This window comes from Martelella sp. K41-7 (assembly GCF_055808365.1).
Map to the genome: position 1 here is coordinate 148,333 of NZ_JBVVRV010000002.1, position 13,167 is coordinate 161,499.

A 13,167-nucleotide genomic window follows, 5' to 3' on the forward strand; every position below is an offset into this window, starting at 1 on the left:
GGCGTGCTGCGTTTCGTCAGTGCCGGGTCTTACCGGCGGCAAATGTCTGTCGCCAGCGGACAGCGTTTGTGGAAGGCGCATCCTTCCGGCCGGTTGGTTGCGCTCGGAATGTCATCGCTGGCGGTGGAAAAAGCGTAGCGTTTGCGCGGGTCAGCGTGAGCACCGAACTCAAAAGCCCTTCGCTTTGACGCAGTCGCAGGCCGAATACCATACCCAGTATCAACATCGTCTCAATGGCCAGATTAGAGTAAAGCGGCTGACTCCCAAGCGCCTTGCGACGCGGGGCAGTCCAGCCCGCCAAAGCTTCCGGCGTCATCCAAAGGGTCAAACTACCGCGGCGGCGAAGGCCCGCCTCATACTCTGCCCATTCCGAAACAGTCTGAGACGCGACGTCGATGCCGCGCCCGGCAAGCAGGTCTTCAACATCTCGAGAATGTGGACAAGGCGAATCGCTGGACATCTTCGCGCACTTGCTTTGCAGGTACCGGATGGGGCAATCTGGCCTCTCGCATGCGTAACGGAATCGTCAGGGGAGATCGACATGCGGGCTGCACCGTCCGGCACACAGGAAAGCTACACAGGCGGCGCCGTCCTGATGTGCGCAGGTGTTGCCTGCCTGAGCGCCAATGATGCAGTGGCCAAGGCATTGACCGCGCATTACGCGCCGCTTCAAATCTTGTTTCTGCGCAACGTGATCGCATTGCCTTTCACCGTGCTCATCGCCCTCATCATGGGTGGACGACCGGCGCTGAAAACATACCGCCCCTTGGCGCATCTCATGCGCGGCATGCTTTGGGTCGCCGCCACGATGCTGTTCTTTACGAGTTTTATCTATCTCGGACTTGCGGAGGCCACCGCGCTGGTCTTTGTGGCGCCTTTCTTCATCACCGTCATTTCGGCGCTGTTTTTGAGGGAGAAGGTCGGTATGCGGCGATGGCTGGCTGTGCTTTTCGGTTTCCTCGGCGTGCTCGTGGTGATCCGTCCGGGCGGTGCGGCGTTTCAGGCGGCGTCTCTTCTGCCCGTGGCCACCGCACTCGTCTACGCATTGCTGATGCTCAGCGCCCGCTGGATCGATGCGCGCGAGAGTGTATGGACGCTGCTGGTCTATCTGACAGGCACGGCCGCGCTGATCAGCGCATTTATCGTACCCTTCGTCTGGGTCCCGGTACCTATCGAAGACCTCTGGCTTTTTGCGGCCATCGCCCTTTTCGGAACGTCAGGTATGACGATGATGACGCAGGCTTTTCGGCTGGCGCCTGCCGTCATCGTCGCGCCGTTGGATTACACCGGTCTCATTTGGGCGACGTTGTTCGGCTGGCTGATCTGGCGGGAAAGTCCGGACGCCATGACCTTCTTCGGCTCCGCAATCATCATCGCCAGCGGCGTGTTCACCATCTTGCGGCAAAAAGAGAAACCCGCATGAAAGCGCAGCAAAGTACCCCCAGGGAGAGGGATGAAAGATGACGCGCCAACCGGATGTTTCGATCGCCTTTGATATCCGATCAGCAAGCTGGGCGGATTTTGAGGCCGTTATGGGCGAGAAAGGCGGTTGTGGCGGATGCTGGTGCATGCTGTGGAGACGAAGCGCCAGGACGATGGAAGCTGGCAAGGGGGATGGTAACCGGCAGTCCATGAAGGCGATATTCGACAGCGGCGCCGTTCCGGGGCTTGTCGCACTGCATGGCGGTGAGGTTGTCGGCTGGATCCAGATCGACCGGCGATCGGCCTTCCCGCGCCTTGCAACATCGAGAACCTTGAAACCGGTGGACGAACAGGCGGTCTGGAGCGTTTCATGTTTCCTGGTCGACAAGCGATTCCGGCGTCAGGGTCTCTCTCTCAAACTGCTGAATGCGGCTGTCGACTGGGCACGCGTGCGCGGAGCAGCAATCGTCGAGGGCTACCCTATCGATACGCCGAGAACAAAATATCCGGCCGTCTATGCCTGGACCGGTTTTATAGGAACATTCAGGAGCGTCGGATTCATCGAGGTCGCGCGCCGGTCCGATACGCGGCCGATCATGCGAAAGCAGCTGAAGAATGAAGGAGGGAATTGAGATGATCAAAGGCCGATGCGAATGCGGCGCGGTCGCTTTCGAGGTGGACGAGGTGCGCGACACCGTGACCGTCTGCCATTGCAGCCAATGCAGACGAACGAGTGGCCATCTCTGGGCTTCGACCCACGCGCCCTTCGACAAGCTGTTTTTTTGAGTGATGTAGGACTGCGATGGTACGCATCGTCTGATCAAGCAAAACGCGGCTTCTGCGCGCATTGTGGGTCCAGCCTATTCTACCGCATGAATGACGAGGCCGGCATTGGCATCGCCGCCGGCTGCCTGGATGACACCTCCGCTTTACGCATCAGCAAGCACATCTTCGTTGCCGATAAGGGCGACTACTATCCGCTGTAAGTGGGAGCACCGTGAGACCGCATGGACGCCCGGCGCTCCCACTTACAGCGGCATTGATGGCGTGCCCCCGGCTTTCGCAGCAGCCTGTATTTCGGAAAGCCAGCTCTGAAAACAGGGCGGCAGGTCCTACCGGAAGCCATCGGCATGGCGCTCCGCGCGCCATGCCCTGTCAAGGTTGCGACTGCCTTATTGTTAGCCGACAAGGCCGCCGTCATCGCGCTTGATCGCCATGATCGACGAGCGCGGCAGGCCGTCTTCCGCCGGCCACGAGCCGCCCGGGTGCTGGACGCCGACGAACATGGTGCGCCGGTCGGCGGACCAGCACAGGCCGGTGATCTCGCCGCCACGCGGGCCGGTCAGGAAGCGGACGATCTCGCCCGTCACCGGATCGCCGGCAAGCTGCTGGTTGTTGCCCATGCCGGCGAATTCGCCCTCATTGCTGTCATTGCCGTCGGTCTGGATCCAGACGAGACCGCTCGAATCGAAGGCCATGCCGTCGGGCGAGTTGAACAGATTGCCGCTGTTGACGTTGGACGAGCCGGCATAGGCGTCCGAATGGACCTCCGGATTGCCGGCCATGACGTACAGGTCCCAGCGGAAGCTATTGGAGGCGTGGTCGTCGTCATCGGGATACCAGCGCACGATCTGGCCGTATTTGTTGGCCTCGCGCGGGTTCGGCCCGCCGACAGGGTGGCGTCGCCGCCGGCATTTTCCTTGACGCCGCGGTTCTTGTTGTTGGTGAGACAGCAATAGGCCTCGACCGCGTAAGGGTTGACCGCGACCCATTCGGGACGGTCCATGGTCGTGGCGCCAACCTTCGATCCGGCCATTCGGGCGAAGATCAGGATGTCGGCTTCGTCCATGCCGGTGGTCTCCGGCGTCAGCGCCAGCCACTCGCCGGTCTGATCGTCGTTGAACTTCGCGACATAGAGCGTGCCGTCGTCAAGCAGGCCATCGGTATCGCCGCCGGCGACATAGGGATTGGTCGAGACGAAGCGGTAGAGGAACTCGCCGCGCTCGTCATCGCCGAGATAGACCACGACGCGGCCATCGGGGGCGAGCGTCACTTCGGCGTTTTCATGCTTGAAACGGCCGAGTGCCGTGCGCTTGACCGGCGTGCTGTCGGGATCGGTCGGGTCGATCTCGACCACCCAGCCGAAGCGATGCGGTTCGTTGGGGTTTTTCGAGGTATCGAAGCGTGGGTCGAACTTTTCGTAGCTGTAACGCCCTTCCGGTGCCATGCCGTAGCGCTTGTAACCGTCAGCGACATCATCGCCGTAGCTCGTCTCTTCGGTAGCGCCGAAATAGCCGTTAAAGTTCTCCTCGCAGGTCAGATAGGTGCCCCAGGGCGTCTTGCCGGCGCCGCAATTGCCCATCGTGCCGAGCACGGCGCGGCCATCGGGGTCGGCTTCGGTCTTCAGCAGAGGATGACCGGCGGCCGGCCCGGAAATCGCCATCGGCGCATTGTGATGCAGGCGGCGGTTGAAGGGGCTGGAGCGCACCACGGACCAGCCGTCGGCGCCTTCCTTGATTTCAACAACGGTAACGCCCTGCAAGTTCTGCAGCTTCAGAACATCGGCCGCGTTCTGCGGCACGCCGTCTTCCGTATGCGGCAGGTTGATGTCGCTGTTCACATATTCGTTGTTGACCGCGAGGATCTGGTGATTGCCGATCTCGAAGGTTTCCATGCCATCAGTGTTTTCACCAAAAACCTTGTCGGATTCCTCGACCGCGCCGCCGGTCTCGTGGTCGAATTCGGCAACGCCGTCATAAAGCGGATCGCCCCAGCTCACCAGAACCCTGGCTTTATAACCTTCCGGCACGTGAAAGGCGTAATCGGTCTGGGCCGCGATCGGCGTGAACGGAAAGCGCGATTGCGGCGCTGCCGCTTCCGCTGACCCGCTCGGCAACAGCCCGGCGCTCATGGCAACGGCGCCCGACCCGAAGGCGACCACGCCACCGAGAAAGCCGCGCCGCGAGATCGCGCGTTCGACGACGCGGTCGAAATCGTTTTCTTCCGCGCGGGGGAAGTTGAGCTCGTCCCACGCGTCGGCGGGCATCTTGATAGGCGGTATCCTGGTCATAAAAGGTCCTCGTAATTTAATACCATTACGAAATTACCCCTACAGGGCGTTCTTAACGGTGGTATGAAAGGCACCATCGATGACAGCATAAAAAGGCGCCCATCGAGCCCCGCTGCCATGGCCAAGGCAGAGGTGGGGAGCAAAAGCAGGCATGCGGAAGGGCGTGAAGGCCCCGAAGACAGGCAAATGCCGTGCGCCAGCCCACCCGCACTTTGGCACCGTCGTCAATCCAGAGGCAAATTTTCGGGAAAACGGAAAAAGCGGTTGCCTTCATATCACCCCTTCGGTAAATGTAATGATATTACATTACTATTTCTCTTGCGTATGAATGAGAGCCTTTCGATGGCCGAGGCCTGCCTGACCTTTCGCGATCTGACGCTTGGCTACAACCGGCATCTGGCCGTGCGCCACCTGAACGGCGTTGTCGGCAAGGGCAGCCTGACGGCGGTCATCGGTGGCAACGGCTCATGCAAATCGACCCTGATGAAGAGTATTGTCGGAAAGCTGCGGCCGCTTGGCGGCAGTTGCGCGGTCGCGCCCGGTACCCGACCCGCCTATCTACCGCAGCTTTCCGAGCTCGACCGCAGCTTTCCCGCGCGGGTCGCCGGCCTCGTCTCGCTGGGGCTGTGGCCCCGCTGCGGGCTTCTCGAGCGTCATCGCGCGCAGGACCGGCAGGCCGTCAGCGACGCACTGATGGTCGTGGGTCTCGAAGGCTTCGAGAAGCGTCCCGTCGACAGCCTGTCCGGCGGCCAGTTGCAGAGAGCGCTGTTTGTTCTGGTTCAGGACGCCGATCTCGTTCTTCTGGACGAACCGTTCGACGCGGTTGCCGCGCGCACGATTACCAACCTTGTCGCGCTGATCAAGAACTGGCACGGGGCGCAGCGCACGGTCATGGTCGTTGCCCACAATGCCTTCCGGTATTTCGAGCGCGACTACGGGGTTTTCTTCCTGTCGCCGCAGGGTGTTTCGGCGGAATCCGAAGCATCCGCCGGGGATGCCGCATCGCTGATCCGTGAAATCCGGGAGAAGCGCGCGGTGGTCGCCTTTGCCGAAAGCATTTCCGACGCCCGCCTCGTCGAACAGATCGCGTCCGAAGCCGGACTGGAACTTGGGGGAACGCTCTATTCGGGCGCGTTGTCTTCAGCCGATGGCGCAGCACCCAGCTATATCGACATGATGCGCTACGACGTCGAAACGCTCGCCACCGCCATCAATAACGGCTGACACTAATAAAAAGGGTGAGGTCGAACCTTGCTTCTTAATGTTACGTTATACCATCAAGGAGAGACTGATATGAAACGATGGATCCTGGGTGCATCCGCACTCGCGATTTCGCTTGGCGCTCCGGCGGCGTTTGCCGAAGACCATGAGGACAGCATCACCCTCTACCGCGTTTTCGTCGGCGACCATGACGCCGCGAAAATCACGGCCTTCGACCTCAGCGAACCCGACCATCGCTGGTCCTTCGACACCACCGGCCAGAACAAGCTTTACGCGGTCAACGACGGCGCAGCCGTTGTTGCTGTTCAGTCCAACGATGACGCGGTTCACTTCATCAACAGCGGCATCTCGCTGCATTCCCACGGTGACCATTCCGATATCGATATCGAGGCGCCGGTCGCCATCGAGGAAAGCCTCACCGGCCCGCGCCCGTTCCACATCATCGATCATGACGGCAAGGTGGTCGTCAATTTCGACAAGGGCGGCTATGCCGCAATCGTCGATGCTCCCGAGCTTCACCACGGCGAGCTTGAAACCAGCGAACTGAAGCAGGAACGCGCCCATCATGGCTTTGCCGCTCCCGTCGGCCAATACTGGGTCACGAGCGTTGCAACCGATACGCCGGTTGACGGCACCCGCATCGGCCTGCGCGCCGTGACCGAAGACGGCGAGCCGACCGGCGATGTCGCGACCTGCACCGGCATTCACGGCGAAGCCTTCTCCGGGGCCTTTCTCGCGGCCGGTTGCCAGGAAGGCGTGCTGACCGTGACCCCCGGCGAAGACGGCCCCGTCTTCGAAATGCTGACCTATCCGGACGATTTGCCGGAAGGTGAGACCACGGGCACCCTGCTTGGCGCCAAAAGCATGCAGGTCTTTCTCGGCAATTACGGATCCAATGGCCTCGTCGTCATCGACCCGGCCGATGAGCCGCATTTTAGCTATATCGAACTGCCGTTCCGCCGCGTTGACTTCGCGCTCGATCCGGCCAATCCCTTTTTCGGCTATGTGCTGACCGAGGATGGCAGCCTGCATCAGATCGACATTCTGGACGCCAGCCTCACGACAAGCGCCAAGGTTACCGAGCCCTATTCGATGGATGGCCACTGGAACGACCCGCGTCCACGCATCGCCATGGCCGGTGATGAGATCGTGATGAGCGACCCGAATGCCGGCCTCGTCCGCCGCATCGCCAAGGATGGTCTCGCGGAAGTCGGTACGGTCGACGTCGGCGGTATGCCCTACAACATCGCCGTTGCAGGCGGCAGCGGCATGGTCCACGAGGGCGAAGATGATCACGCCCACGATCATGGCGATCCGCAGATTTACAAGGGCTATTTCGAGGACAGCCAGATCGCGGACCGTCCGCTTTCCGACTGGGCCGGCGACTGGCAGTCGGTCTATCCCTATCTTCAGGACGGAACACTCGACCCGGTGATGAAGCACAAGGCCGAGACCGGCAGCATGACCGTCGAGGAATACAAGGCTTACTACGACACCGGTTACAAGACCGATGTCGAGCGCATCACCATCGATGGCCACGAAGTCACCTTCTATGAAGATGGCGAGGCGGTTGAAGGTCGCTACAAAAGCGACGGCTATGAAGTCCTGACCTATGCCAAGGGCAACAGGGGCGTCCGGTTCATCTTCGAAAAGAGCGAGGGCGACGAGGCCGCGCCGCAATTCATCCAGTTCTCCGACCACCGGATCGCGCGGGCAGACGCCGATCACTATCACCTCTACTGGGGTGACGACCGTGCGGCCCTTCTGGAAGAATTGACAAACTGGCCGACCTACTACCCGTCATCGCTCGACAGCGACCAGATCGCCGACGAGATGCTGACCCACTGAGCTAGACGTAGCGCTTCAAAGAACGGGTGTCCGGCTTCACGGCTGGACGCCCTTTTCACGTTTCTTCCGAGGATCAAGTACAAGTAGATGCGCGTAAACGGTGCCATCATCGCCGTTTGCAGCGAGAAGACACTAGGTTCAGGACCTATTAAATCACTTGCGGCGTTCTCTTCGTTTTGATTCATTGGGCTCGAATGGAGAACCGCAATGAGTGATTTGCCGCTGCTGTCGCAGGCGCAGATGCGCCGGATCGAGCCCTATTTCCCACTGTCTCACGGTGTGCCTCGTGTTGATGACCGGCTGATCGTGAGCGGCATTGTCTTTGTCTTGCGCAATGGTTTGCGATGGCGCGATGCGCCGAAGGAATATGGACCGCACAAGACGATCTATAATCGCTTCATCCGCTGGAGCAGGCTTGGTGTGTTCAACAGGATTTTCGCTGAGTTGGCGGCCGAATGCGGTGAGCCGGAACAGTTGATGATCGACGCTACGCATTTGAAAGCACATCGCACCGCAGCCAGTCTGCTAAAAAAGGGGATGTTCCCAGACGTATCGGGCGCACCAAAGGCGGCTTGAACTCCAAGCTGCATGCGGTTTGCGATGGCCATGGCCGGCCACTGATCATGCTGTTGAGCGAAGGGCAGACGAGCGACTACAAAGGTGCTGCCCGAATGATAGAGGCCTTTCCCAAAGCAAAGACGGTACTGGCCGACAAAGGCTACGATGCCGACTGGTTTCGAGAGGCCTTGGCGCAGCGCAAAATCAAGGCCTGCATTCCATCGAGGGCGAACAGAAAGGTCCCAATAGCGCATGACCGCAAGCTCTACCAAAAGCGCCATAAAATCGAGAACATGTTTGGCAGGCTCAAGGACTGGCGCCGAATTCACACCCGATACGACCGTTGTGCACACACTTTCTTCTCAAGCATATGCATCGCTGCTGCCGTTATCTTCTGGCTTTGATTTTAACGAGTCCTGAGCCTAACGAAAAAGTCAAAAATGCCGGGAGTGCGCGAAGCAAAGCACCGGGCGAATAAGCTTGATCCGGTTTTTGATTGCCCGGTGCGCCAAAAAAATAGAAAGCTATATTCCCTCCACCAAGGCTGGCGTTGACAAGCGCGTCTATTCGGCGCAATTTTGGCGCGCTCACCCGGGGGTCCCGACAAGGGGCTGAGATACTGCTGGCTGTCGCAGCGCAGTGACCCGATGAACCTGATCCAGTTCACACTGGCGTAGGGATGGTGCATCGGCTGCGCGGGATCAAGCCCGCTATTCCTATCGGATGCAATGCGCGGCCTCCTCCATTCGACGTCGAACTGGGTCTCCAACGCCAAGAGCTATGGAGGCTCCGACCGATGAAAGACTTATCCCCAACCGTCACCACAGGTCCGCTGCCGGCGTCCCGCCGCGTCTGGCAAAAGGGCGTGCTCTATCCTGATATCCGCGTGCCCTTGCGCGAAATCGATGTGCACCCCAGTGCGGGTGAGCCACCCGTAACCGTCTATGACAGTTCCGGCCCTTATACCGATCCGGATGCCAAACCCTCCATCGAGGGCGGGCTGCCGCGCCTGCGAGAGGGCTGGGTCGCCGCGCGAAAGGATACCCGGACCTATGACGGCCGCCATGTGAAACCCGAGGACAACGGCTTTGCCGAGGGTATGCGGCTGGTGCCGGAATTTCCAGTGCGTCATCGGCCGCGCCGGGCGACGGGAGACTGCGCCGTGACCCAAATGGCCTATGCCCGCGCCGGGGTCGTGACGCCAGAGATGGAGTTTGTCGCCATCCGCGAGAATCTGGGTCGCAGGGCGGCGAAAGACGCGCTTGCACTCGATGGCGAGGATTTCGGCGCCGAAATTCCGGATTTCATCACGCCCGAATTCGTAAGGGACGAGGTGGCGAAGGGCCGGGCGATCATCCCTGCCAACATCAATCATCCCGAGGCCGAGCCGATGGCGATCGGGCGGAATTTCCTGGTGAAGATCAACGCCAATATCGGCAATTCCGCCGTGACCTCCTCAATGGCCGAGGAAGTGGAGAAGATGGTTTGGGCCACGCGCTGGGGCGCAGATACGGTGATGGACCTTTCCACCGGGCGCAACATTCACAACATCCGCGACTGGATCATCCGCAATTCGCCTGTTCCGATCGGAACCGTGCCGCTCTATCAGGCTTTGGAAAAAGTCGGCGGCATTGCCGAAGATCTCTCCTGGGAGGTCTATCGCGACACGCTGGTCGAACAGGCAGAACAGGGGGTGGACTATTTCACCATCCATGCGGGGGTGCGCCTGCACATGATTCCGATGACGGTGGGGCGGGTGACGGGGATCGTCAGCCGTGGCGGGTCGATCATGGCCAAGTGGTGTCTCCATCATCACCGTGAGAGCTTTCTTTACGATCATTTCAACGAGATCTGCGACATCGCCCGCGCCTATGACGTGTCCTTCAGCCTCGGCGACGGATTGCGTCCCGGTTCAATTGCCGATGCCAATGACGAAGCGCAGTTCGCCGAGTTGAAAACGCTTGGAGAACTGACGCAGATCGCATGGGCGAAAGACTGCCAGGTGATGATCGAGGGCCCCGGCCACGTGCCGATGCACAAGATCAAGGCCAATATGGACAAGCAGCTTGAGACCTGCGGCGAGGCGCCGTTCTACACGCTCGGGCCGCTCACCACGGATATCGCGCCGGGTTACGACCACATAACCAGTGGCATCGGAGCGGCGATGATCGGATGGTTCGGCACGGCGATGCTCTGCTACGTGACGCCCAAGGAACATCTCGGCCTGCCGGATCGTGATGATGTCAAGACCGGCGTCATCACCTACAAAATTGCGGCTCACGCCGCCGATCTCGCCAAGGGCCACCCAGCCGCGCGGATACGTGACGACGCTTTGTCGCGTGCGCGCTTCGAGTTCCGCTGGGAAGACCAGTTCAACCTGTCGCTTGACCCGGAGACCGCCCGCTCCATGCATGACGAAACGTTGCCCAAGGAGGCGCACAAGACCGCCCATTTCTGCTCGATGTGCGGGCCCAAGTTCTGCTCGATGCGGATCTCCCACGACATCCGCGCCGAGGCCCAGAAGGTCGGGATGGCGAGGATGGCGGAGAAATTCCGAGAGGGCGGGGCACTCTACGTTCCATTGAACAGCGAAGAGGAGGCCTGACATGCCGCAACGGGCATCCGGGATGCGGCAATCCACCGACCTGTCTGTCTATCTGGTTCTCGATCCCGGCCTTTGTGCCGGGATCGAGATGGTCGAGACCGCGCGCCGCGCGGTGGCGGGCGGGGCAACTACGGCGCAACTTCGCAACAAGACGGGCGGCAGAGCGGCCACTGGCAGGATCAGGCTGCTTGGGGTGAGAGGCCCACCGAGGATTGTTTGCCGGGCGACCCGAAAATCCGTAGCCGCGAACCTTCGGCAAAGAGGTGACTGATATGGCCGAGCGTGACGGTAACTTCGAACGGGCCATCGCCGCCAACTGGTCTTTGCCACCGCGCAATGCCGTCGACAATGCCTATGCTTCGCCCCTCCGAGGTCACGCACCAAAGTCGCAGATGCCCGCCTCGGCGAGCAGCAGCGCCGAAGGCTTCCAGTGCGGGCCGATCTCGGCGTGGTAGCGCATGATGTCGCGGGCCACTTGCTCAAGGCCGGTTTCGCGGGCAAAGCACATCGGGCCGCCGCGCGTGCGGGGAAAGCCGTAGCCGTTGACGAAGATGACATCGAGATCACTGATGCGCTGGGCAATGCCTTCCTCGACGATCTGATAGCCGGTATTGACCAATTGCCACATACAGCGGCGCAGGATCTCGTCATCGCTGACCTTGCGCCGCGTAATCCCCTTTTCCGCAGAAACTGCCTTGACCAGAGCCTCGACCTCCGGGTCCGGCACGCCGCGCCGTGCGCCCGCCTCGTAGAGGTACCAGCCCTTGCCGGATTTCTGCCCGAGACGGCCAGCTTCAAACAGGCGGTCGGCGGTGGTGAACGGGTAGGGGGTCTGAGGCCCGCGGGACTGACGGATATTGTAACCGATATCGAGACCGGCAAGGTCCATCACCGCCAGCGGCCCCATGGCCAGCCCCCAGCGGGTCATGACCGCATCGATCTGCCAGGGCAGGGCGCCCTCCTCGATCAGGATCTGGGCCTCGCGATTGAAGTTGATGAACATGCGATTGCCGGCAAAGCCGTCGCACACACCGACCAGAACGCTGTGCTTTCCAAGCTTCCGGCCAATTGCCATAGCGGTCGCGATCACGTCCGGCGCGGTCTTTTCCGCCTGTACGACCTCCAGAAGCTTCATGATGTGGGCCGGGCTGAAGAAATGCAGGCCGATGACATCTTGCGGACGCGCCGTTGCGGCTGCAATGCGATTAACATCAAGCGTGGAAGTATTGGTGGCAAGGATCGCACCCGGTTTGCAGACCCTGTCGAGAGCGCCAAAGACGGCGCATTTCACCTCCATGGATTCGAACACGGCCTCGATCGCCAGATCGACGGAGGCGAGGCTTTCGAGTGCGATCGTGCCCGTAATCAGCGCCATCCGCGCGGCTAGGTCATCTTCGGAAATCCGGCCCTTGTCGCGTGATGCCTCATAAGTCTTGCGGATGGCGGCAAGGCCCGCATCCAGCCTGTCCTCAGCTTCTTCCACGAGGGTGACGGAGAGGCCGGCATCGGCAAAGCACATGGCGATGCTGCGGCCCATCGTGCCGGCGCCGATGACGCCGACGGAGGAGACGGTGCGTTGCGGTGTGTCCTTCGGCAGGTCGGCAATCTTGCGCGCCTCGCGCTCGGTGAAGAACAGATGCCGCATGGCGCGCGCTTCCGGCGTGGCATTGAGGATCTGGAATGTATCGCGTTCCCATGCAAGCGCTTCATCGATGGGCGTGTCATAGGCCTTGCGCACGGCTTCAAGCGCCGTTTTCTCCGCCGGCGCACCCCTGCTACGGCGCAGATACTCTTCGGCAACCGCGTCAAGTGCATCCGGCGATCCAGTCATGACAAGATCCCGGACCCGGCGGCGCGGCAGTCCGTCGGCAACCGATTTTTCAAGGCGGGCGAGCGCGTCTTCCTCGTTTTCGGCAACGAGTTCGGCGATGCCAAGTGCCACGGCTTCCTCGGCTGCGATCGCCTTGCCGGTGAGAATGAGTTCCAGCGCCTTCGGCCCGCCCGCCAGCCGCGGAAGCTTTTGCGTGCCGCCGGCGCCCGGGATATTGCCGAGCTTGATTTCCGGGAAGGAGAATTTCGCACCCGGCAGGGCGTAGATATAGTCGCAACCCAGCACCAGTTCGAAGCCGCCGCCGAAGGCGATGCCGTTTACGATTGCAATTACGGTCTTTTTGCCTTCCTCCAGCATGGTGATCAGTTCGGTCAGGTAGGGATGTTTGCGGCCGGTGTTGAATTCGGTGATATCAGCGCCGCCGGAAAACACCCGGCCCGAGGCCGTGAGCACGGTAGCGGCGATCTCCGGATCGGCATCGAAGGCGCGATGGGCCTCGGTGATCTGGCTGCGCAACTCGTATCCCAGCGCATTGACCGGCGGGCGGTTCATGCGGATGATGCCGAGCGCGCCGCGCTTTTCCTGTTCGATCAGCGTGTTGGTCATGGCTTT

Annotated in this window: 8 protein-coding genes, 4 pseudogenes and 1 riboswitch; of the genes and pseudogenes, 8 read left to right on the forward strand and 4 right to left on the reverse strand. The window is 60.9% G+C overall.

The annotated features are described in order from the left end of the window. Positions 1–29 precede the first annotated feature (29 nt). A complete protein-coding gene (locus AC0L7L_RS21130; RefSeq protein ID WP_272214691.1) occupies positions 30–206 on the reverse strand; it encodes an ABC transporter ATP-binding protein in 177 nt (58 codons plus the stop codon). Next, positions 152–415, reverse strand: a pseudogene (locus tag AC0L7L_RS21135) (transposase); the annotation flags it as partial. The pseudogene AC0L7L_RS21135 and the gene AC0L7L_RS21130, both read right to left, overlap by 55 nt. A 126-nt stretch (positions 416–541) precedes the next feature. Here AC0L7L_RS21135 and AC0L7L_RS21140 point away from each other — a divergent pair. From AC0L7L_RS21140 to AC0L7L_RS21150, 3 genes and pseudogenes are all read left to right on the forward strand, one after another. Next, complete coding sequence (locus tag AC0L7L_RS21140; protein ID WP_473514178.1) at positions 542–1,423, forward strand: DMT family transporter; 882 nt, start codon at positions 542–544, stop codon at positions 1,421–1,423. 37 nt (positions 1,424–1,460) lie between these two features. Beyond that, positions 1,461–2,054 carry a GNAT family N-acetyltransferase gene (locus AC0L7L_RS21145; protein ID WP_272214436.1) on the forward strand — a complete coding sequence of 198 codons (594 nt, stop codon included), beginning with the start codon at positions 1,461–1,463 and terminating at the stop codon, positions 2,052–2,054. A 1-nt stretch (position 2,055) separates the two neighbouring features. Then, positions 2,056–2,408 (forward strand): annotated as a pseudogene (locus tag AC0L7L_RS21150) (GFA family protein). Between the two features lie 192 nt (positions 2,409–2,600). On the opposite strand, the pseudogene AC0L7L_RS21155 reads toward AC0L7L_RS21150, so the two are convergent. Then, a pseudogene (locus AC0L7L_RS21155) lies at positions 2,601–4,492 on the reverse strand (PhoX family protein). A gap of 342 nt (positions 4,493–4,834) precedes the next feature. On the opposite strand from AC0L7L_RS21155, the gene AC0L7L_RS21160 reads away from it, so the two are divergent. From AC0L7L_RS21160 to AC0L7L_RS21180, 5 genes and pseudogenes are all read left to right on the forward strand, one after another. Then, the gene (locus AC0L7L_RS21160; RefSeq protein WP_473514179.1) at positions 4,835–5,716 is read left to right on the forward strand and encodes a metal ABC transporter solute-binding protein, Zn/Mn family; all 882 of its coding nucleotides are present in this window, start codon (positions 4,835–4,837) and stop codon (positions 5,714–5,716) included. 69 nt (positions 5,717–5,785) lie between these two features. Beyond that, positions 5,786–7,561 (forward strand): ZinT/AdcA family metal-binding protein, encoded by a 1,776-nt coding sequence (locus AC0L7L_RS21165; protein ID WP_473514180.1) that lies wholly within the window; start codon positions 5,786–5,788, stop codon positions 7,559–7,561. A 207-nt stretch (positions 7,562–7,768) separates the two neighbouring features. Then, positions 7,769–8,523 (forward strand): IS5 family transposase gene (locus AC0L7L_RS21170; RefSeq protein WP_473514181.1). Its coding sequence is split into 2 segments (ribosomal slippage): positions 7,769–8,102 and positions 8,102–8,523, totalling 756 coding nucleotides; the frame shifts between segments, so codons are not numbered across the junction. Positions 8,524–8,701: 178 nt separating this feature from the next. Beyond that, positions 8,702–8,817, forward strand: a riboswitch (TPP riboswitch). Between the two features lie 98 nt (positions 8,818–8,915). After that, the gene (thiC, locus tag AC0L7L_RS21175; protein WP_473514182.1) at positions 8,916–10,724 is read left to right on the forward strand and encodes a phosphomethylpyrimidine synthase ThiC; all 1,809 of its coding nucleotides are present in this window, start codon (positions 8,916–8,918) and stop codon (positions 10,722–10,724) included. Positions 10,725–10,746: 22 nt separating this feature from the next. Then, positions 10,747–10,902 (forward strand): annotated as a pseudogene (locus AC0L7L_RS21180) (thiamine phosphate synthase); the annotation flags it as partial. 195 nt (positions 10,903–11,097) lie between these two features. Here AC0L7L_RS21180 and AC0L7L_RS21185 read toward each other — a convergent pair. Continuing rightward, entirely contained in the window at positions 11,098–13,161 is a 2,064-nt protein-coding gene (locus AC0L7L_RS21185; RefSeq protein ID WP_473514183.1) for a 3-hydroxyacyl-CoA dehydrogenase NAD-binding domain-containing protein, read from the reverse strand. Positions 13,162–13,167: the final 6 nt, after the last annotated feature.

Excerpts from the sequence above, each read along its gene's own strand:
- AC0L7L_RS21140 (WP_473514178.1), top strand. The coding sequence starts at position 542 with ATGCGGGCTGCACCGTCCGGCACACAGGAAAGCTACACAGGCGGCGCC.
- AC0L7L_RS21145 (WP_272214436.1), top strand. The coding sequence starts at position 1,461 with ATGACGCGCCAACCGGATGTTTCGATCGCCTTTGATATCCGATCAGCA.
- AC0L7L_RS21160 (WP_473514179.1), top strand. The coding sequence starts at position 4,835 with ATGGCCGAGGCCTGCCTGACCTTTCGCGATCTGACGCTTGGCTACAAC.
- AC0L7L_RS21165 (WP_473514180.1), top strand. The coding sequence starts at position 5,786 with ATGAAACGATGGATCCTGGGTGCATCCGCACTCGCGATTTCGCTTGGC.
- thiC (WP_473514182.1), top strand. The coding sequence starts at position 8,916 with ATGAAAGACTTATCCCCAACCGTCACCACAGGTCCGCTGCCGGCGTCC.
- AC0L7L_RS21185 (WP_473514183.1), bottom strand. The coding sequence starts at position 13,161 with ATGACCAACACGCTGATCGAACAGGAAAAGCGCGGCGCGCTCGGCATC.